The sequence below is a fragment of the Bacteroides ndongoniae genome (assembly GCF_900108345.1).
In the GTDB taxonomy this organism is placed as follows: domain Bacteria; phylum Bacteroidota; class Bacteroidia; order Bacteroidales; family Bacteroidaceae; genus Bacteroides; species Bacteroides ndongoniae.
On the sequence record NZ_FNVV01000012.1, the window covers coordinates 847079 to 870019 of the forward strand.

12 protein-coding genes and 1 pseudogene are annotated in these 22941 nt (G+C 48.6%); 9 read left to right on the plus strand and 4 right to left on the minus strand.

Annotation, left to right across the window (positions count from 1 at the left end; genetic code table 11):
* Positions 1-14 precede the first annotated feature (14 nt).
* The 3 genes from BQ5591_RS03560 to BQ5591_RS03570 form a co-directional block, all read right to left on the minus strand.
* Complete coding sequence (locus BQ5591_RS03560) at positions 15-326, minus strand: metal-sulfur cluster assembly factor (RefSeq protein WP_071148463.1); 312 nt, start codon at positions 324-326, stop codon at positions 15-17.
* 98 nt (positions 327-424) lie between these two features.
* Positions 425-1111, minus strand: a complete 687-nt coding sequence (gene radC, locus BQ5591_RS03565; protein ID WP_071148464.1) for a RadC family protein — start codon at positions 1109-1111, stop codon at positions 425-427.
* A 206-nt stretch (positions 1112-1317) separates the two neighbouring features.
* A complete protein-coding gene (locus BQ5591_RS03570) occupies positions 1318-2307 on the minus strand; it encodes a glycosyltransferase family 2 protein (protein WP_071148465.1) in 990 nt (329 codons plus the stop codon).
* Between the two features lie 368 nt (positions 2308-2675).
* Here BQ5591_RS03570 and BQ5591_RS03575 point away from each other — a divergent pair, with 368 nt between their 5' ends.
* The gene (locus BQ5591_RS03575; RefSeq protein WP_159434427.1) at positions 2676-5219 is read left to right on the plus strand and encodes a Kelch repeat-containing protein; all 2544 of its coding nucleotides are present in this window, start codon (positions 2676-2678) and stop codon (positions 5217-5219) included.
* A 37-nt stretch (positions 5220-5256) separates the two neighbouring features.
* Here the strand turns inward: BQ5591_RS03575 and BQ5591_RS03580 are convergent, their stop codons facing one another.
* A complete protein-coding gene (locus BQ5591_RS03580; RefSeq protein ID WP_071148466.1) occupies positions 5257-6309 on the minus strand; it encodes a glycoside hydrolase family 43 protein in 1053 nt (350 codons plus the stop codon).
* Between the two features lie 320 nt (positions 6310-6629).
* On the opposite strand from BQ5591_RS03580, the gene BQ5591_RS03590 reads away from it, so the two are divergent.
* From BQ5591_RS03590 to BQ5591_RS03625, 8 genes and pseudogenes are all read left to right on the plus strand, one after another.
* A complete protein-coding gene (locus tag BQ5591_RS03590; protein WP_159434428.1) occupies positions 6630-8396 on the plus strand; it encodes a GxGYxYP domain-containing protein in 1767 nt (588 codons plus the stop codon).
* Between the two features lie 71 nt (positions 8397-8467).
* Entirely contained in the window at positions 8468-10834 is a 2367-nt protein-coding gene (locus BQ5591_RS03595) for a glycoside hydrolase family 127 protein (protein WP_071148469.1), read from the plus strand.
* 213 nt (positions 10835-11047) lie between these two features.
* Positions 11048-13582, plus strand: coding sequence for an alpha-L-arabinofuranosidase C-terminal domain-containing protein (locus BQ5591_RS03600; RefSeq protein ID WP_071148470.1), 2535 nt, complete (start codon positions 11048-11050; stop codon positions 13580-13582).
* Between the two features lie 228 nt (positions 13583-13810).
* Positions 13811-15309: pseudogene (locus tag BQ5591_RS03605) on the plus strand (glycoside hydrolase family 2 protein).
* 368 nt (positions 15310-15677) lie between these two features.
* Complete coding sequence (locus tag BQ5591_RS03610; protein ID WP_071148471.1) at positions 15678-16964, plus strand: IPT/TIG domain-containing protein; 1287 nt, start codon at positions 15678-15680, stop codon at positions 16962-16964.
* A 5-nt stretch (positions 16965-16969) separates the two neighbouring features.
* A complete protein-coding gene (locus BQ5591_RS03615; RefSeq protein WP_113740836.1) occupies positions 16970-20038 on the plus strand; it encodes a SusC/RagA family TonB-linked outer membrane protein in 3069 nt (1022 codons plus the stop codon).
* Between the two features lie 10 nt (positions 20039-20048).
* Positions 20049-22025: a RagB/SusD family nutrient uptake outer membrane protein gene (locus tag BQ5591_RS03620; RefSeq protein WP_071148473.1), complete on the plus strand. Its 1977-nt coding sequence runs from the start codon at positions 20049-20051 to the stop codon at positions 22023-22025.
* Positions 22026-22059: 34 nt separating this feature from the next.
* Positions 22060-22932 carry a BT_3044 domain-containing protein gene (locus tag BQ5591_RS03625; RefSeq protein WP_083380867.1) on the plus strand — a complete coding sequence of 291 codons (873 nt, stop codon included), beginning with the start codon at positions 22060-22062 and terminating at the stop codon, positions 22930-22932.
* Positions 22933-22941 lie beyond the last annotated feature (9 nt).

Here is a 22941-nt window from a genome sequence, read left to right on the forward strand (position 1 = left end):
TGTAGTTTTATTCGTTATAAAAATCCCAGTTCCAGTTTGGCTTCTTCGCTCATCATGTCCTTGTCCCATTCGGGTTCGAAGACGAGGTTGATGGTGGCGGCACTGACGCCTTCGATGCTCTCTATCTTCTGGCGGATGTCTTCCATGATGAAGTCGGCCGCGGGACAGTTGGGAGCGGTGAGGGTCATGTCGATGTTGACGCTGCCGTCGTCGGCTACGTCTATCTTGTAGATGAGGCCCAAGTCATAGACGTTGACGGGTATTTCGGGGTCATATACGGTCTTGAGCATGGCTACTATTTTCTCTTCTATTTCAAATCGGGTCATACGAATTGCGTTGTTAAGGGTTGTTTATGGTGGCAAAGCTATGTATTTTAATTGAAACGACAAAATCGTAGACCGTGGTTTCTTGTGTGCTGTGCGGGTCAGAGGGCGCCTTCGTCGGCAAAGCTGTAGTAGCTGCCGTCGGTGACGATGAGGTGGTCGGTGAGGCGTATGTTCATGATTTGCGCGGCTTGTCGGATGCGGTCGGTCAGGCGGCGGTCGTCGTTGCTGGGGCGGGTGTTGCCCGAGGGGTGGTTGTGGACGAGTATCAGCTGGGTGGCGCGGCGCAGCAGGGCTTCGCGCAGGATGGTGCGTACGTCGGCGGTGGTCTGGTCGATACCTCCGCGGCTGATGCAGATTTTGTCGATTACTTTTCCGGCCTGGTTGAGGAGGAGTATCCAGAACTCTTCGGTAGGCAGGTCGCACATCAGGGGGTGGAACAGCTCGTAGATGTCGGTAGAACAGCGGATGGCAGGGCGCTCGGCAGGTTGGCTCAGTTTGCGGCGTCTGCCCAGTTCAAGGGCGGCCATGATGGTGATGCTCTTGGCAGGTCCCAGCCCTTTGAAGCGGGCAAAGTCGCGCATTTCCCACTTGCCCAGTTGGTTGAGGTCGTTGCCGCAGTCGTTCATCACGCGTTGCATCAGTGTCACGGCGCTTTCTTCGGCATTGCCCGAACCGATGAGGATGGCCAGCAGTTCGGCTTCGCTCAGGGCTTCGGCGCCTTTCAGCATCATCTTTTCGCGGGGACGGTCTTCGGCAGCCAGTTGCTTGATGGTGAGTTTGTTCATGGTGTGCTTCTTTTGGGGTTCACCACGGAGGACACAGAGTTTCACAGAGTTTTTTTATTTACCACGGATTACGCGGATTAACACAGATTTTTTTATTCTGTTGAAATTGTAATCCGTGTTAATCTGTGTGATCTGTGGTTCTTTTTCCGGTGTTCTGTGGTGAAATTGAGAACTCCGTGAAACTCTGTGTCCTCTGTGGTGCAACGTTATTTATAAAAATTCTTCTTGAATGCTTCGAATTCCCCGCGGCCGCATACGCAGCGGTTCCACCACGCGCGCCAGAAGCCTGTGCCGTAGCCGATGAGCTGGATGTAGGCGGCTGCGATGGAATAGAGCCCGATGCGCAGGCTGTGGTTCTGCACGGTCGAGTCGGCCATCACTAATAGGGCATAGAGCAGTAGGGGCAGGGGCGACCAGGGGCAGAACAGGGTGCCCAGCAGCAGTACGGCGGTGCCCAGCGTGAAGAGGGCAGGCAACAGGTGGACCAGCTTCAGCGATTCGGGGTACTTCTTGTAGAGGTTGATGCGGGCGATGCCCGAGTTGTGCACCTGCTTGAAGAACTTCTTCAGGTCGGTGCGTCGCTTGTGATAGACCCATGCGCCGGGAAATAGGCGGCAGCGGTACCCGCCCTTGAAGATACGGATGCTCAGGTCGATGTCCTCGCCGAAGCGCATGCGCGAGAAGCCGCCCAAGGCTTGATAGACGTCGCGGCGGATGCCCATGTTGAAGCTGCGGGGGTAGAACTTGTCCATCTTCTTCTTGCCACCGCGGATGCCGCCGGTGGTGAAGAACGAGGTCATGGAGTAGTTGATGGCCTTCTGTATGGGGGTGAACGACGCGTGTGCGCGGTCGGGTCCGCCAAAGGCATCGGCAGGCGCGGCTTGCAGTTCGGCCTCGACGGCGTCCAGATAGCCGGGGGGCAGGATGCAGTCCGAATCCAATATAATAAGGTATTCGCCGTGGCTGCGTTCGGCACCGTAGTTGCGGGTCTGGCCGGGGCCGGAGTTGGGCTTGGTGTAGTAGTGCAGGTCCAGCCGGTCGGCGTACTTCAGCGTCACGTCGCGGCAAGGCACCGACGAACCGTCTTCCACCACAATGACTTCGAAGTCGCGGAAGGTTTGCTGCAGCAGACTTTGCAGCAGTTCGTCCACTTCGTCGGGACGGTTATATACGGGGATGATGAAGGAATAGCGCATGGTGTGTTTCTTTATTCTTGACGGAGGCAAATGTAGGAAAAATATTCGGTTATCGGGGAATAATGCGGGGCGATATTCGTTTTTCTCTTCTGTTCTCTCCGGGCAGTACGGATGGCAGAGCTTCCGAAGGCCTGCTGAGGGGTATGTCGCAGGGCTTTTGTGGGACACTTGTACGGCTCGCGAGCAACACTTGCACGGCTCGTGAGCGACACTTGCATGGCTCGCGAGAGACACTTGCACGGCTCGCGGGGGCTGCGCGACCGCTCTCCGGCCGAAAAATGGGCGAACAAATTATGTGGCATTTATACTCCATTTAGATATATTTGGCTACTTTTGTCATTGATTATGTTCTAACCCGCGGTTTGGCTATGAAAAGAAAGAAAGCAAAGAAGAGTATGAAGTGGTATGTGTTGTTGGCGTTTTTCCTTTGGACGGTTCCGGCGCTGGCCGACGGGCTTCAGTTTTTGGGAAATTCGTACCGCATGGAGGATCGCACTTCGTACAAAGTGTTTGCCGAGGAGGCTGTACCCGAGTTCAAGAACGAGCTGGTGCTCGACTTCGAGGTGCAGATTAAGGAGTTCAACACGTTCGGCTACATCTTCCGGATGAAGGACCTGAACTCGAAAAGTGTCTTCAGCTTTATCTTTACCTATAAGAACGATCGCGAAAGCGTCTTCCAAATCAATTCCGACGGAAAAGCCAGCTATGCTTCGGTCAGCTTTGTCAACGACTCCCTCCGCTGCCGCTGGTTGCCGGTCAGTTTCGGTTTCGACTTGCAGAAGAAAACCCTTCGTCTGTCGGTCGGCGGACAGGAAGCCGAGGTGACGTCGGTCTCCGAGTTCGGGCAGGCGATTTGTCCGGACATCTATTTCGGGCGCGACGAATTTACAGTTGACTTGCCTACTTTCGCTCTGCGCAACCTGACGGTCAGGGGCGGCGGGCGCCAATACCGTTTCCCTCTGTCGGAGAATGCCGGTACGGCTGTGCACGATGCTTCGGGCACGGTATATGGTGAGGTGCAGAATCCGATATGGTTAGTCAACGAGGCTTACTACTGGAAACCGGTCTTCACACAAAAGATACTGGGTCCCTGCGGTGCCAATTTCGACAGCAGGGGCAAGAAGATATACGTCTTCTCGGCCGATTCGCTTTACGGCTACGACTTGCAGCGCGGCTCGATGCAGTCCGTGCCCTGTGCCAACCCGCTGCCGCTGAAGATTCGTCTGGGAACGAACTTCCTGCCTGCGGGCGACAACCGGCTCTACGTCTACGAAATCAACGGCATACCGCCCGGCAACACGACCGTGGCTTCGCTCGACCTGACGCGGGCCGAATGGTGTCCCACCGACTCCGTATCGCTGCCCGTGCAGCTGCACCATCACAATACGTACTGGGACGCGCGCCACGGACGACTGCTGATGTTCGGCGGTTTCGGCAACCAGCGCTACAGCAATGCCCTGCTTTCCTATCGTCCCGATGCCCGCTCGATAGACACGTTGCGTACGACGGGCGACGTCATTTCGCCCCGCTTCAACGCCGGTATGGCCCACGTGGGCGATACGGTGCTCTACATCTACGGCGGTGTGGGCAACAGCAGCGGCGACCAGTCGCTTGGCCGAATCTATTATAACGACCTCTACAAAGTGAGTCTGCCTTCGTGCAGAGTCAAGAAGTGTTGGGAACTGCCCTCGCCGGTCAAGGAGGTAGTGGGCAACAATATGATCTACTCCGAGCCCGAGAACGCGCTGTATGCCTTGCGCTACAAGGAGTACAACCGCAATTCGTCCGTCCAGCTCTACCGGATAGCGCTGGCCGACGGGACAGCCGTTCCCGTGGGCGACTCCATTCCCTTTCTGGCAGTGGCCATCGAAACTTCGCTGACCCTGTATAAAAGTACGATGCCCGACAAGCTGTATTGCGTCATTCAGGAACACTATAATTCGCAGCCCGACACCGTGCGGGTTTCGGCCTACGAACTTGCTTTTCCGCCCCTGACACAGGACGAACTGGTGCCACACTACGCTGCACGCCGTTCGGCGGGACTGTGGTGGCTGTTGCCGGTGGTCATCGTGCTGGCCGTTGGCGCATATCTGCTGTACAGGCGTATGACCGTTAGCCGGCAAGTAGTTGCCGTGGCGCCGTCTGCCGCACCTGCCGCTGCCGAGGCCGTAGTCAGCTCGGCGGCCGAAGAAGAAGTACCGGTCAAGCGAGGCAGCGCCGTCTATCTGTTTGGCGACTTTACGGTGTACGACCGCGCGGGCCGCGACATCACCTACATGTTCAGCAACAAGCTGAAGCAGCTTTTCATCTACATTCTGGTAGAGAGTGCCGAGGGCACAGGCGTATTGTCGTCGTCGCTGAACACCCTGTTCTGGCCCGACAAGGACGATGCCAAAGTGAAGAACCTGAAAGGTGTCACCATCAACCACCTCCGCAAGACGCTGGCCGAGATGGACGGCATCACCCTGAACTACAGCAAAGGCTTCTTCAACATCACGCTGTCCGACGAGTGTTTCTGCGACTACATGCATGCGGCCGAATATGCCGGTCAGCCGGAACGTGCCAAAGACCTGTTGCCGCTGTTGGCAAGAGGAAAGTTTCTGAAAGGAATCGACGATGATCTCTTCGACCAGATTAAGGGCCGGACCGAAGACCGCCTGCTGGGCTGGCTGCTGTCGTGGCTGAACCGTCAGGACGAATTGCTGAAGCGAAGCGACGTTCTGTCCGTCTGCCAGCTGGTGTTCGAGATTGATCCGCTGAACGAACAGGCGTTGCAGGCCGCACTGAACGTATGCAAGGAACAGAAGATGAGGGGAGAGGCACAGAAGATATATTCGCAGTTTGCACGCGAATACAAACGGATGCAGGGAAAAGAATACCCCCTTTCGATGGACGAACTGCTGAAAGGCTGATATTCTTCTGCCTGCAAGTATGATAGGAGTGACGGCGTCAGCGCTTTCCGCCCAGCGGCACCGGTGCTACGCCTTCGAACGTGATTTTGACAGGCTTGATGTAGCCTTGTTCGTCAAACTCCAGCTTGTCGATGCACACCTGCCGTTCGCCCGAATGGGTGCATCCCAGCGGACGACGGTGATAGACGATGTAATACTCGTCCTTTCCCGGTATCTGGATGACGGAGTGGTGTCCGGCTCCGGTAGCCACCTGCTCGTCTTGCTGCAATATCTTTCCGATACGCTTGAAGGGGCCCGTAGGCGAGTCGGCGATGGCATAGGCCACGCTGTAGTCCGGACCGCCCCATCCGCCTTCCGACCACATGAAGTAGTATTTTCCGTTCCGTTTCATCATGAAGGGGCCTTCCACGTAGTTTTCGGGAGTCACCTCGCGATAGTATTCTCCGTTGTCGAAGGGTTTCAGGCTCAGCAGGTCGTCCTTCAGCCGGACGACATTGCAGTGGCGCCACCCGCCGTAGTACATGTAATACTGTCCGTCGTCGTCGCGGAATACGAACTGGTCGATGGGCTGTGCCCCGTTGACGAACTTCGAGATGAGCGGTTTCCCCAGTGCGTCCTTGAACGGTCCTTCGGGACGGTCGGCCACAGCCACACCGATGCCTCCGTACTCGTTGTCGCTCTGGATGTCGTTGCCTCCGAAGAAGAGGTAGTACTTGCCGTTGGCCCGGATGATGGAAGGTGCCCACATGGCATACTCCACCCACTTGACGTTTTCGATGGAAAGCACACTCGGATGCTTGGTCCAGTGCACAAGGTCCTTGGACGAGAATGCGTCGAGGTGAGTCTGCTGGTTGTAGTCGGGATTGATGGCGCGGGTTTTCCGTCTGGCCTCTTTCCGGTAGGTCAGCGTGTCCTCGCCATGCAGCATGGAGACGGTGGGATATATCCAATAGGTATCATCGAAGACGATGCCTTCCGGGTCGGCATACCAGCCCGGAAATACGGGGTTGCCGCTTGTGACGTTCCCCTGCTGTGCAGACAGCGATGCCGCCAGCATCAGACATGCAAAGAATACAGGTTTTCTTTTCATTTTCCGTTAAGTTTATATATGATTGAAAAAATGTCGCTGCACATACTTTTTCTCCGCCATGGAAGTTGCGGAGCAGGGGAAGGATTCGTGTGCAAATGTACGCAAAAAAGCCGTTGCCTCCAGTCGCTCGCTGTAGCTTTTTACATGAACCGTATGCCCTTTGGAGGCTTTCTGGGGCGGGTTAATAAAAAAGTTGGGTTAATTAACCCCTTTTTAATCGCTAGGTTAAGGCTGTGGGGCTTCTTTTGTGGGAAAATATGGAGCGGAATGTTTCCCGCTACCATCGGATGAGCTTCTTAAATAATAATGTTGACATAATAATGATGAAAAGGAATGTGATCTTGTTGTTTTGCCTGCTGCTCTCTGCTACTTTGTGCGGTGCTGCGGCAGGAGGTGACGACCGTTACGGGTGGCCGGAACAGAAAGCGCCCGAAAAGTTGATAGTATGTAAAAGTTCTGCCAACAGTGCGGAACGGATGTTGTTGGAATCGCTTTCGGGCTTGGCAGCCAAGGCTGTCAACGAAGAACGCTTCGACCGGATGGTGTGGATGGAAACCGGTAATGAAGCCTATCGCAGACTGTTCAGGGAAAGTATGGAGGCACTGGACATCCGTGAAATTTTTCAGATGGATACCTGGGAACTGGTGGACTATCTGAAGAAAGAAGGCATAGTGAGAGGCTACGTGCTGTACGAGGCAGACAAGGGTAACGGTACCAAGATAGAAAATTACTCCAGCAACGTGGCAACGGTATACGCTTCGCTGCTGTCGGGAGTTCTTATCGACGTTTCGCTGGAGAAGGAAGCCTTGGCTCACGGACTGGTGAAGCTGAAAGACGCACGGGGCGAGACTACGATCGAATGCTTCAGAAAGAACCGCCGGCTGCTGAGCAACACCTCGGCACTGAGCATTCATCCCGCCGTTTCGAATATGCGCGACTATGCCATTTCCCACCGCCTGATGCTGTATGCCGACGAAATAGAGACAGCTAACGAGATACTGGAGTGGGTAAAACCGCTTTCGCCCATCGTGGGGTGGGGATGTGGTGACGAATTCAAGTTTACCAAGCTGGTGACGGAGTGGGGACACTTCAATACAGCCTCCAACTGGTGCATGAACTTGCCTCTTATTTCGGCGGCTGCTCCCCGCATTCCGTTGCGCAAGGTCACTGAGGTAGAGCCGGAACAGATCAACTTTGCCGATTCGTCGTATGTACATGCCTTTGTGATGAGCGACGGCGACAACATGCAATGGACCATGGGCAACTTCATCGACAATCCTCACTACCTGGGACATCCGCAGGCAGCGGACCAGGGAATGAACTGGACCCTCTGCCCGGCCAACCTGTCGGTGATTTCGCCTGTCAGCTGGAATGAGATGGTGGTCAGAAAAGGCAACGGCACCTTTATCGAATACGGTGGAGGCTACCAGTATCCGGACCTTTTTGCCGTGAAGCGTAAAAACCGTAAAGAACTGTTGCGATGCTTTGCCCGCAGAGTGAACAGTTTCCTGCAAAAGACCGGCGTTAAGGTGTATGGCGCTATTTGCGAGAATGTACAAAGCCCCGAGGCACAGGAGGCTTTCCAGATCTATGCCGAAGAAATGACCGACATAACCGGTATGATAGCCATCCAGTATTTCCCTTACGAACTGGGAAAGAAAGTATTCTGGTTCCAGAACAAAAAGGGAATGCAGATTCCGCTTCTTACGGCTACTTTCTCGTTGTGGAACGAAGTGAATCCTGCCCGTCCGGCTTGCGGCACTCCCGAATATGTTTCATCGCTGATCAACCGTGACGAGAAACTGTCTGTAGCAGAAGACCGTTATTCGTGGACGATTGTTCATGCCTGGTCCGACTTTGGCCAGACAAGCAAGGTGAGCGGAGAGAGTGCGGTGGGTGTCAGCCCTATTGTGGCAACCGAAGAATTGCTCGATGACGGTATTCGTCCGGTGTCGCTCAACGAACTGTTGTGGAGGGTGCGCATGAGCTATTATCCGGAACAGGTGAAAAGCATCATCGACGCAAACCAGAAACTGATGGGAGCTGCCGATTCGGTCCGCTCAGTCCGGAAGGGGGAGAAACGCTAACAATCGTGTGTGTATATCCGCTTCTATCTTTTTACTGACAGAATAAAATAATCCTATACATTAGAAATATCATGAAAAAACTCATTATTGCTCTTTGTTGTGCGGCTGCAGGCCACGTGTGTGCCCAGTCGTTCTATCCCGTAACTGAGGGACAGAAATTTGCTGCAACGCCCCGGGGCGAGGTTGCACTTTATGATTTTCCGCTGAAAGACGTTGCCTTGACTGACGGTGTATTTCGCAACGCCATGATGTTGGATGCCAAGTGGCTGCTCGACCTGAAGCCCGACCGTTTCCTGCATCGTTTCCATAAGTTTGCCGGGCTGCCTGTCAAGGGTGAAATTTATGGAGGCTGGGAGAGTGAAAACATCTCCGGACATACGTTGGGACATTACCTTTCGGCCTGTGCCATGCAGTATGCAGCTACGCAGGACGTACGCTTTAAGGAAATCGTAGACTATACTGTAAGCGAACTGGCCAAGTGCCAGGCGCACTACACGGGTGTCATGGCCGGCTATGTAGGTGGTATTCCCGAGCAGGAACGGATCTTTACGGAAATATCCGAAGGCAAACTCTATTCGTCCGGTTTCGACCTGAACGGCGGATGGGTACCGCTTTACACACAGCATAAGCTGTTTGCCGGACTGATGGATGCTTATCTGCATACGGGCAACAAACAGGCACTCGATGTAGTCTGCAAGCTGGCCGACTGGATGGTGAACCTATCCGATCGCTTGACCGACGAGCAGTTCCAGCAGATGTTGCAATGCGAGTTTGGCGGTATGAACGACAGCATGTATGTGCTGTATACGCTGACTGGCGACGAACGCTACCTGAAACTTGCCGGCCGCTTTTATCACAAGGCTGTGCTCGATCCGCTGGCTGCCCGTCAGGACCGTCTGAACGGGATGCACGCCAATACCATTATTCCTAAAATCATCGGCTGTGCCACCGGTTCGTGGGTAACGGCTTCCGACAGTCTGTACGATATTGCCGACTACTTCTGGCACACAGTCGTAGAGCATCATTCGTACGCCAATGGCGGTAACAGCAATTTCGAACGTTTTACGCCGGTCGACGAAATATCGGAGCACTTGAGCTCCAACTCTACCGAGACGTGCAACACGTATAACATGCTGAAGCTTTCGAAGAAGCTGTTTGCCTTTACGGCCGATTCCCGCTACATGGACTATTACGAGCGGGCGTTGTACAATCATATTCTGGCTTCCCAACATTCCAAAACTGGTATGGTGGTCTACTATCTGAACCATCTGAACGGCGGTCACAAGGCATTCTCTTCGCCTTTCGATGCTTTCTGGTGCTGTGTCGGTACCGGCCTGGAGAATCATGTGAAGTACGGGGAAGCTATCTATAACCATACGGGCAAGAAACTGTATGTCAATCTGTTCATTCCCTCAACTCTGGATTGGGAAGACGAAAACGTACGGATTGAACAGCATACTTCCTTCCCCTTTACCGACCGTACGCAGCTGCGCATTGCCGAAGGACGTAAGAAGCGCTTCAGCCTGTATATACGGAAACCCTCCTGGCTGGCTGCCCCGTTGGAAGTGGAAGTCAACGGTGAACGCCTTTCAGATCTGAAAGAGGAAAAAGGATATGTCGTACTGGACCGCAAGTGGAAAGCCGGCGATGTGGTCGATGTACGTTTGCCTATGAAAATGGAAACGGTGCCCGCTCCCGATAAGGAAGAATGTCGGGTGTTTATGTACGGTCCGGTGTTGCTGGCCAACGTACTGGCGAAAGACCGTGATCCGCTTGATTCCGATCCTGTCATCGTGGCCGACCGTTCAACCGACTATATGCAGCTGATGGATAGGGCCGATCTGAGCAGACTGGAATTTGTTTCGGACCGTCTGTCGGACAACTGCCGACTGAATCTGCGTCCTTTGTTCTCGGTGAACGATGAAGATTATGCCCTTTACATGAACTTCTTTACACCTGCCAAATGGAAAGCAGAGAAGGTGAAATACGAAGAACGGAAGAAACGGGAAAAGGAAATCAGAAGCCGGATGGTGGATGAAATCAGATTCGAAATGCAGTCGGAAAGAGACCACCGCCTTGTCGGCGAAAAGACGAACGCCGGAATGCTGAATACTTACAGCTGGCGTGATGCTGTTGACGGAGGATATTTTGAATTCGAAATGTCTACACAGCAACGCACCGACCTGTCTCTGCTGGCCCGTTACTGGGGGCGCGACGGAGGAAACCGTTCCTTCCGCATCGAAGTGGACGGAACAGCCATAGCCGAGGTGACTTTGAACGATACCGGCAAGAATGAAGTCTACGAAGTGGAGTATCCGATACCTGCCGATTTGTTGGAAAATAAGGATAAAATCAAGATCCGCTTCCAGGCAAATCCCCGGCAGACGGCAGGAGGTGTGTTCGGATGCCGGTTGGTGAGACAAAATGCAAAAGATTAATGCGGGTTAATAAATAATCTGGGTTAATTAATCCGCTTTTAACCCTTTTGTTAAGGTCTGGAATAGTTCTTTGCACATGTCAACGGGCAAGGCGGTGATGAGTGACGCCTTGCTGTTAACCGACAGTTGGACGGACAGACTCCGGCCGGATACTCTGAGAAAGACTCAATCGAACTAATGAATTATTTACTTAAACTATCAATAAAAAATATTATGAAGAAACGAAATCTTTACTGCTTATGCGCGGCATTTCTGGTGGGCCTGAGCGCTTGCGAATCACAAGAGCCGGAAATGACCCTGAATGTAGATTTGGCTTCGCACGAAGCGGATGTTCCATCCTCTATGTATGGTATCTTTTTCGAGGAAATCAACCATGCGGGCGACGGAGGACTTTACGGTGAAATGCTGATGAACCGTAGTTTCGAAGAAAGAGTGTTGCCCGAAGGTTATACGGTAGAAAATGGTGAACTGGTACCTCCGCAGGTTATTAATCATATGGTGGGAAAACCTACAGTAGGACGTTTCAAATGGGGAACCGATCCTTATCCCGGCTGGGAACTGGTGCAGAAAGATGCTGCCGGTGCAACAGCTGCACTGGTGACGGAACAGCCCAACTTCAAGACAGCTCCTACTTCGATGAAGGTCGAGGTGGCCAAGCTGGGCGAGGGTGTTTCGCTGGTCAACAAAGGATATTGGGGCATTGCCTTACAGAAGGACGCATCTTATAAGTTGCGTATGTTTGTCCGTAACACAAAGAGCAACGGTGAGCTGAAAGTACGTCTGTTGGGTAAGGACGACCGCGAACTGGGTCAGGCAAGTTTTACCCTTACTCCGGGAACATGGCAGGAGTACAAAGCTACGATCGAAGCTTCGGACACAACCTCTGTAGGACGTCTGTCTATCGATTTGCCTGCTGAAGATACTTATTACTTCGACTATGTATCCCTCTTCCCCGAAGATACTTATAAAGGACGCGAGAACGGAATGCGTAAGGACGTGGCACAGATGCTCGAAGGTCTTCGTCCCGCTTTCATTCGCTGGCCGGGAGGATGTATCGTCGAGGGTATTACGCTGGTCAACCGTGTGGAATGGAAGAAGACGCTGGGCGATCCGGCAGCCCGTTCGGGACAATATGATACGTGGGGATACCGCAACACATACGGTTTTGGTTATAAAGAGTTCCTGGATTTCTGCGAGGATATCGGTGCCAAAGGTATGTATGTGTGCAACGTGGGTATAGCCTGTCAGGCACGTACCGGCGAAGCTTGCTCTGATAAAGAAGCCGAGGCTTATCTGGAAGATGCATTGGATGCGATCGAATATGCCATCGGTGACACTGATACGGAATGGGGTGCTGTCCGTGCCAAGGAAGGACATCCGGCACCTTATCCTCTGGCTTATGTCGAGATTGGTAACGAGAATTCGGGACCGGTATACGACCGTCGTTTCAACATGTTCTACGATGCCATCAAAGCTAAATATCCGCAGCTGACATTGATTTCCAATCATGGTATCGGCGGTATCGGCGAAGCTCGTAAGACGGACATGGTAGACCCGCACTGGTATGTAGAACCGGAGTATTTCTTCAAGAATGCCAATATCTTCGACAACCATGAAAGAGGTAAGTATGCGGTATATGTAGGTGAATATGCTTGTAACCAAGGTGTAGGAGGAGGCAATATGCTTGCTGCATTGAGCGAGGCTGCTTTCATCACAGGTATGGAGCGCAACAGCGATCTGGTGACAATGGCTTCTTATGCTCCGCTGCTTGAGAACCGGAATGACCGCGGTTGGCCAACCAACCTGATCTGGATGTCAAACAATCAGGTCGTAGGACGTTCTTCGTATTATGTTCAGAAACTGTTTGTCGAGAATAAGCCTACCTACAACTTGAAGGTTGAAGGTACAGTCGAACCCGAAGCACTGGAGCCCTTTATCGACTACGAAGGCTATGTGGGTATGGGAACCTGGAGCACACAGACTCAGTTCCGCAACCTGAAAGTGACCGATGCTGCTGGCAAGATCTTGGCAGCTGACATGACAGACGACTCTCAATGGGAAGTGAAGCATGGAACCTGGAAACAGGAAAACGGAGTCTATACTCAGACAAGTGGCGAAAACCGTACGGCTTTGCTCTGGAAAACGGGTAAGGTGAACAAGGGTAGCGTAATCGAGTTTGAAGTAAACAAACTGAGCGGTAACGAAGGCTTCCTGTTCTATTTCGGCTTGCAAGACCTCAGTCTGCGCAGAGGCTATATGCTGAATGTGGGAGGTTGGAACAATTCATGTTCTGTCATCGAAACAGTACACGACAACAATTCTTCTACATTGTCGGAGAAGGTAACAGACAAACTGGACGAAAACAACTGGCATAAGGTACGTATTGTCATTACAGAAAATGGTGCAGACTATTACATGGATGGCAGACAGGTTCTGACTCACCAGAACGAGCCTTTGAAACGTAAGTTCTACATTGCCGGATATGATGAAAATGCAGGCGAAGTGATTATGAAAGTTGTGAATGCTTCCGATAATCCGTGTCTTACCCAGATCAATCTGGCAGGCGGCGAAGTGGAAAAGAACGGCCGTGTGGTTACGCTGAGTGCTGCTTCCAAATTGGAAGAAAACTCATTCGAAGAACCGTTTAAGATTACACCGGAAGAAACTACATACAACAAGTTCTCAACTTCATTTAAGTATGAGTTTAAGCCGAATTCGGTAACTGTACTGAGAATGAAGAAAAAATAATAGCAGGATTTGAAGAGGAATGTACCGGAACTGTTCCGGTACATTCTCCCTCCAATAAAAGTCTATGCTGTGATTCCTAAACTTGATTATAAATAATGTAAATCAGAGGTAGGAAGCCCGTCGGAATGTGTTGGTTGGCTTCATGTGCCGCATTCTTGATGGCTGTTGTGACGGACAATACTTCTTCAGGCTTCTTTAACTTCTGATTGGCAAACAGAACCGCTACTTATGAAAAGGTTGTTGACTTTGTTATGTCTGTGCATTGGTTGTCTGCATCTTGCTGCTGGTGTGCTTCCCCGCTCGGAATATCCTCGTCCTCAGTTTGTAAGAAACGATTGGGTGAACCTGAATGGAGAGTGGAGCTACGAATTCGATTTCGGAAAATCGGGTACCCATCGCAATCTGCAGAATAGCAATTGCTTGAAGGACCGTATACAAGTGCCCTTCTGCCCGGAAAGCAAGCTTTCGGGAGTGGAATATACCGACTTCATCAATTGCATGTGGTACCAGCGCATGATTGATATACCCGAAAACTGGACGGGCAAAAACATTTATCTGCATTTTGGTGCCGTAGACTATTATGCGGAGATTTATCTTGATGGAAACTTTGTGCAGCGTCATTATGGAGGCTCTTCTTCGTTTTCGGTCGATATAACCCGTCAGGTGAAAGCAGGCATGCGTCATAATCTGGTTGTCCGTGTAACCGATGATTTGCGTTCCGGAAAACAGACCGGAGGCAAACAGTCGCCGACATTTTATTCCAACGGCTGTCTCTATACGCGTGTAACGGGCATTTGGCAGACTGTATGGATGGAAGCGGTGGACAGAAAAGACTTGAAGTCGGCTGTTTTGCGTCCGGATATCGATCAGGAACAGCTGTTTGTTTCGCCGGAGTTCTTTCAGGAATCCGATAATGAGATTGAAGTTATTCTGAAGGAAGGCGAGAAAACAATAGCCAGCCGGAAAGCATCGTGTGTCAACGGAACCATGTTGGTACTCCCGGTCAGGAAGATGAAGCTCTGGTCTCCGGAAAATCCTTTCTTGTACGATATAGTCTATCGGATAAAGGACAAACAGGGAAACTTGCTGGATGAGGTGACCTCGTATGTGGGGATGCGTAAAATTCATACTGCTGATGGAAAGTTCTACTTGAATAATCAGCCCTACTTCCTGCGTTTGGTTTTAGATCAGGGATATTATCCGGACGGCATCTGGACGGCTCCGTCGGATGAGGCTTTACGAAAGGATATCCAGCTGGGCAAGGATGCCGGCTTCAATGGTGCCCGTTTGCATCAGAAAGTATTTGAGGAACGGTATCATTATTGGGCCGACAAATTGGGGTACCTCACATGGAGCGAAAGTGCAAGTTGGGCGATGAATCATGATGATGAACTGGCTGCACGCAATTTCATTGCAGAATGGACCGAAGTGGTGATACGCGACCGCAACCATCCTTCTATCGTAACGGTTGGATGAAACCGGAAGAAAATGGCACTTCATGGGGATACGGCTCAGTTCCGGAAGCTATGGAAGATTTCTACAAACGTTTGGAAGGATTGGTACAGGCTATGGGCAGTTCCAATATTGTTGTCGGCTTTTGCTATACGCAACTGACGGATGTAGAGCAGGAGAAAAACGGCATTTATTATTACGACCGTACTCCCAAATTCGACATGAACCGTATTAAGGCTATTTTTCAGTCGTTTGACTATTCACAAAAGAAATGATTCTTAAGGCTAGTGAATTTCGGATTACTGCGTGTCGGAAATAAACAAGTTGGCGAAGGTTATTCTCACAGTTATGAGAATACCATTCTTATAGTTATGAGAATACCATTCTTATAGTTATGAGAAAAGTATTCTCATAGTTGTGAGAAAACCATTCTCATAGTTACGAGAATACTATTCTTTAGTTTGAAGAATCAAGTTACGTAAGTTAACTCCATTGATTACTCAAAAGGATTTGGCTTTTGAAATTTGAGTGAAGGTAAAAGATGATCGGGATAAGAAGGTAACAAAAAGGTAAAAAGATGTTTTTAGGATACAATGTTTTTTTTGAATAGTAATTGTTTAATAAAACTTTAATACTAATAATTATGAAAGGAATGAGATCTTTAGGATTTGCAGTAGTTGCTGTAGGTTTATTGGCAGCTGCTTGCAATGATTCGGAGTCGTACAGTGCTCCGGCAGGAACTCCGTATGATCCTTCCAAGCCGGTTGAATTTTATACGTTTGAACCGGATTCGGGAGGTATGCGTACAAAGTGTATCATCAAAGGTTCTAATTTTGGAACTGATATTGAAAACATCAAGGTTCTCTTTGATAAGACACGGGAAGCTCGTGTTATATCATCCAGTGGGGATATGATTTACTGTCTGGTACCGAAACAACCGGCAGGGAATAACAGTGTCAGTGTCGTTATTGGTGAGGATACTGTTACTTGTGCGGATAAGACCTTTGGCTATTCAGTGAAAGAGTCTGTGACTACAGTTGTGGGAAAAAGTGATGTTGCTGGTGATAATGATGGTACATTAACAGGAGCTCGTTTCAGATGGACCTGTGGTCTGGGAATGGTTACAGGCAATAACCTTTTAATCAGCGAACGTTTTGACTGGAGAATACGTATGGCTGCTTTAAATGATAATACAGTAATTACGTTAGTAACTGGTTTACAGGCAGGTAAACCAGCTGTTACCAAAGATCGAAAAACCGCATATTTTATTCGTTACGGTACTCCTCATACTCTGTATAAATTTGAACAAGATAACTTGTGGTTGCCGCGTGTAATAGCAGAAGATATCCCAGGCTTCCCTGGAACTATACAATGTGCTTGTTTTGGACCAGATGAAGAATGGCTCTATTTTAGAGATAACGGTGGAAAATTTGGACGTGTCAATATAGAAGACCCTGGTCTTGTTGAGTTGCTGAATGAAAATTGTGGTTCAACGATTAATGCAACAGATAATCATCTGGTATGGCATCCGCAAATGAATTGTTTTTTGATGTCTGAAGAATTTGCTCATGGTATCTATAAAATAAGTTTAGATGGAAAAACGGTTGAAGAATATGTTGGGTTTAAAGGAGTAGGCGGACAAGATGGTTATTTGGATGAAGCACAAATGACTTCGCCGATGGGTATGTCTGTCGATCGTGATGGAAATATTTATGTGGCTCAGGTTCAGTGTCATACAATAAGAAAGATCGCATATCCGTCAGGACTTGTTTCTACGATAGCTGGTGCATATGGAGCTCCTGGAACTACCGATGGCGTTCCATATTTATCTCGATTTAATGGACCTTGGGATATTGTAATGGATGAGGAAGAGAATTTTTACATTACACAATTCTGGGGAGTAAGTGTTCGTAAATTAGCAATAGAATAAGAGATATGAGAAACACATTTATAATATTTATATTGTTGCTGTTGTGTGGCCAGGTATCATACGCGCAGCAGGGCTATATGGTAGCCGGAACTGTCATGGACGAAAAAGGTGAAACCATGATAGGAGTTTCAGTGGTGGTAAAGAATAATCCGTCAAAAGGCGTTGTGACTGACTTGGATGGACGTTTTCGTATTTCCGGGCTTAATAAGAATGATATACTTCAGTTCTCTTTTATAGGTTATAAGACGGAAGAGTACAAGGTTACCAACTCGAAAGAACGGGTTAAGATTGTTTTGAAAGAGGATGTTGGAACCTTGGATGAAGTGGTTGTTGTAGGACGTTCTACAGCTCGTAAAGTGAGTGTGGTAGGAGCTGTAACGAATATAGCTCCGGCGGAATTGGATGTTCCGGCAACTTCTGTAACCAATATGTTGGGAGGTCGTGTTCCGGGTATTATTGCTGTAACGCGTAGTGGTGAACCGGGAAAAGACTTTTCAGAATTCTGGGTCAGAGGTATCAGTACATTTGGTGCCAATCAGGGTGCATTGGTGCTGATTGATGGTGTAGAAGGAAATCTGAATGACTTGGATCCTGCCGATATCGAAAGTTTCACCGTTTTGAAGGATGCCTCGGCAACAGCAGTTTATGGTGTGCGTGGTGCCAACGGTGTTGTGGTAGTGACAACTAATCGTGGTAAAGCCGGAAAACTGAAAATAGAATTTAAAACTAACGGAACCATTTCGTATGCGGCACGAATGCCGGAATATGTAGATGCATCTACTTATGCTGCTTTGGCTAACGAAGCTCGTCTTTCACGAGGATTGAAACCTCGTTATACCGATGTTGAACTGGATTTGTTCAAGAGTGGTCTGGATCCGGATCTTTATCCGAATGTAAATTGGAGAGATGTTATCCTGAAAGATCATACATTTAGTAATCAGCACTATCTGAGTGCGAGCGGTGGTGGTGAAGCTGCCCGTTACTTCTTGAGTATTGGTATTCAGAATAAAGATGCTATTTTCAATCAGGATAAGTCGGCTAACAAACACGATACAAATGTAAAATATCGGAAATATTCTTTCCGTGCTAATATCGATGCCAATCTGACAAAGACTACCGTACTTTCTTTGGGGTTGGACCAGGTATTTACCATGCAGAATATGCCCGGTTACGGTGATAGTGACAATAATGATGCTCTTTGGACAGCACAGGCCAACCTGACGCCGGTAACAGTTCCTGTAAGGTATTCAGACGGTAAACTTTCTGCTTATGGAGCTAATGGTGATCAGGTATCTCCGTATGTTCAGTTGAATCATACAGGATATAAGGAACGCGACCGTTCTACTTCGAAGATGAACCTGAATCTTCGTCAGGAGTTGGATATGATAACAAAGGGCTTGTCTGTCAGTGCATTGTTCTCGTTTACAGGTAACAGTTACCATAACATTTATCGTCTGAAAATGCCGGACCTGTATTATGCAACCGACCGCTCTTTCTATGATGGCACTCTGAATACAGAATTGACTGTTCCTAAGCAGGATGCTACTTATAGTCGTACAACAGGTGCTGACAAGAAGTTCTATTTTGAAACACGTGCCGACTACGAAAGAAAGTTTGGTGACCATCGGGTATCTGGATTGGTACACTATTATATGGAGACTTACAAGACATCGGATGCTGGGGATGCTATTTCTTCGATTCCGGTACGTTACCAGGCTCTTTCCGGTCGTGCTACTTATTCTTATAAGGATACCTATCTTGTTGAAGCCAATATCGGTTATACGGGTTCTGAAAACTTCAAACCAGGAGAACAGTTCGGATTGTTCCCTGCAATAGCATTGGGATGGACTCCGACTCAATATGAATGGACCCAAGAGCACTTGCCGTTTATTAATTACCTGAAGTTCCGTGGTTCTATTGGTACTGTTGGTAACGACCGTGTTGCCGGAAACCGCCGTTTCCCTTATTTGACTACTGTTGGAGGATTGAATAGTGCTTGGGGTACAGGTATTGGAGAAGCTCAGATGGGAGCAGATAACTTACGTTGGGAAACAGCGAAAAAATACAATTTCGGTATTGATGCTCAGCTTTGGGACAATAAGATTGAATTGACTACCGATTTCTTTAAGGATATTCGTACTGGTATTTTCCAGGAGCGTGCTTCTATTCCAGAAGAAGCAGGATGGGTTTCATTGCCTTTCTCGAATGTTGGTTCAATGGAAAGTTCCGGTATCGACGGTAATGTAAGTTTCAATCAGTCTTTTGGTAAAGACTTGCATCTGACTTTACGTGGAAACTATACTATTACAAGAAATGAAATCACGAATTGGGAACAGGCCAATATTCGTTATCCATATCAGGCCAATACGGGTTATCCGTATGGAGTATTGCGTGGATTGATCGCATTGGGATTGTTCGAAGATGAGGAAGATGTAGCCAGCAGCCCACGACAGACTTTTGAAAAGGAAGTGTTGCCGGGAGATATCAAGTACAAGGATGTAAACGGTGACGGATTGATTAACGATGATGACGTAGTTCCCTTGTCTTATGCAAATACACCTTTGATACAATACGGATTTGCAGCAGAACTTCGTTATAAGAACTGGACTTTCAGTGCATTCTTTGAGGGAACAGGCAAAGCTAACTTCTTCTATGGTGGTGCAGGTTTTTATCCGTTTGTCGGCGGAGAGACAGGTAATGTATTGTCAATTGTGGCCGATCAGAAGAACCGCTGGACCAGTGCGGAAATTTCGGGTACAAAAGAAACAGAGAATCCGAATGCCCGCTTCCCACGTCTGTCTTATGGCAATAATGCCAACAATAACCGGGCTTCTACGTTCTGGATGGCCGATGCAAGTTATCTGCGTTTGAAGAATGTAGAAATCTCATATCGTTGGACAAACGCTTGGTTGCGCAATAACATTGGTATGGAGAGTGCTACCATCAGCCTGATAGGTGATAATTTGGCTTGCTGGGACGATGTGAAGTTGTGGGATCCGGGACAGGCTTCCAGCAACGGTGCCGTATATCCGTTACAACGCTCTTTTACATTGCAGTTGAATGTTAAATTTTAAAAGGTAAGAAATGAAAAAGAATTTTTATAAAATAGCTCTTTGCTTGGGATTGTGGGGATGCAGTCTGGTATCTTGTGATTTCCTGAATGTGGACCGCTATATTGATGATATGACCAGCTTGGATTCGGTATTTTCCCGTAAAAACTTATTGGATCAATATATTAATGGAGCAGCTGCTTATCTGAATGATGAAAGCCGGTTGTATACACACTCAGCCGATCCTTTCCAGACAGCCAGTGATGAAAATTTCGTGGCTTGGAATGATGATCGCCATGCCGGTACGAAATATCTTCGGGATGAAATAAATGAATTTACTAATTATTTTGCACGTTGGGGTGAATTCTATAAAGGGATCCGGAAAGCTAATGTAGTAATTAAGCGTATCAACGAATGCTTGGATATTTCCGAAATCGACAGACGTGATTATGCCGGAAAGGCTTATTTCTTAAGAGGATATTATTATTATCTTTTGATTCGTCAATATGGTCCGGTACCTATTATTCCGGATGACCCATTCGAAACTGATGAAACGATCGAAAATATGGCTATAGAAAGAAATACGTTCGATGAATGCTGCGATTATATTTGCGAATCTATGGAAATGGCTTCACAAATGCTTTTGCAACGACGTTCGGCGACTTCCGAGATCTATCAGCCGACTAAGGGAGCTGCTTTAGCTGTGATTTCGAGAGTTCGTCTGATGCAGGCTAGTCCGTGGTTCAATGGAAATACAGCTTACAGTGGCTGGCAAACTTCGGATGGAAGAGACTTCATTTCTCAAAACTATGATCCCGACAGATGGGGACAAGCTGCATTGGCTGCAAAGGAAGTAATGGACTTGGGAGTATATAAACTTCATACTATTCCTAAAAATACCAAGACGCCTGAACTTCCAGCCAATGTCTCAAAAGAATCTTTCCCGAACGGTGCAGGAAATATTGACCCGTTGCGCTCGTACAGTGAGTTGTTTAATGGAGAAACTCCTTTGCAGTCGAACGACGAAATAATTTACGCTTGTGACTCGTGGAGAGGAGGTGATGAATCGGTCAACTGGATTGTAATGCCACAAGCAATGGGTGGAGCAAATGGATTGAGCTTGACACAAAGTCTGATTGATGCTTATTACATGGTAGATGGTCGTGATATTAATAATTCGAGTGCCGAATATCCTTATCCAGGACCTGATGAGGCTTACAAGGAAGTCGGAACTTCTTCTGGTGCTTTGCTCGAATTTTCAGGATACGAAATAATGCCTCGTACAGCTAAGATGTTTGTCAACAGAGAACCTCGTTTCTATGCTTCTATAGGCTTTTGTCATTGTTTCTGGCCGGGTTCTTCTTATCTGGGTACAGAGACTAGCTTTAAAAATATTGAGGCTACTTATTATAAGGATGGAACGGTTCAGCCTAATGCTCAATTGCCGGATGATAAATGTCATAGCGGATATACATTGAAGAAGTATACCAATCCGGAAGATAATCTGAAAGGTACTAACCGTCAGAAAGCTTTCCCCATCATCCGTTATGCTGAAATCCTGCTGAACTATGCGGAAGCTTTGAATGAAATGGATGGTACGTATACCGATCCTGAAAGTGGTGAAACGATTACGCGTGATCCGGCTGAAATTTGCAAGGCCTTCAATCAAATACGTTACCGTGCCGGTCTGCCGGGTATAACGGAAGCTGAGGCCAACAATCGTGAGGCAATGCGTGACCTGATAAAGCGTGAACGCCAGATTGAGTTTGCATGCGAACATATGCGTTTCTTTGATTTGAGACGTTGGGGTGATGCTATGGAGATGTTGAACAAACCTATTATGGGTATGAACGTAGAGGCTAAGTCTAACGAACGTCAGCTGTTCTATATGCCGACCATTGTTAATTACAAGTATGCGCGTCGTTCGTTCTCGTTCAAGATGAACTTCTTCCCGATTCATAGAAATACGCTTGACAAGAATCCCAAACTGGTACAAAACCCCGGTTGGTAATTAATGAAGTTATTGTAAATAATGGAAAATAATTATGAGAAAATTTATATATTTATTGGCCGCATCCGGATTGATGCTTTCTTTTTCCGGATGTATTGAAGATCCGCTGAAGGATGAGCAGTATGTGAAGAAAGTATTCATTGTTGGTGCTGCTGACGAGGTACAGACGAAGAGTGTATATTTTACTCCGGACGAGGAGCAGGAGACTTATATTTCGGTTGGGGTAGGCGGAAGCCTGGTGATCGATTCAGATGTACAGTTTACTTTGGTAGAGGCTGACGATGCAATTGATGAGTACAATCAGCGATATATCGGTGAAGGGCAGCCTCGTTATCATAAGATTGATGAAGGGTTATACAGCGTTCCTTCCATGTCTGGGGTGATTAAGGCTGGCGATACGTATGCACGTGTGCCTATTAAGATTAAGGCACGCGAGTTGGAATGTGATTCGCTTTATATGCTGTCTTTCAAACTGGCTTCAGCTTCCTGCGAGATTTCGAAACCGGATACGATTCTGCTGTTTACGTTCAATATGGCTAATCAATATTCTGACAGTTACCAGTTGAACGTCATTAAACAAGAGTTGCAGGATGGTCAGCCGGTGGGAGATCCGTCAATGGTAGCATCGGTACGTACGCTGAAGGCAATAGATGAGCATGAAGTGCGTTTCTTCAATCTGGCCACTATTGAAGAAAACCGTAACATCGCCAGCTCCTGCATCCGCATGAAGATCAACCCCGAAGACAATACGCTGAGTATGTCTGGTTGGGATAAGCTGGAGGTACTTTCGAGCGAAGGTGTGTACGATCCCGAGACAAAAGGCTTTACGTTCAAGTATGTATATCGCGATACTGACGGAAAGACTTATAGTGTGGACGGTACGCTGAAACAGCTTGAAGAAAATTAAGGGGTGGAA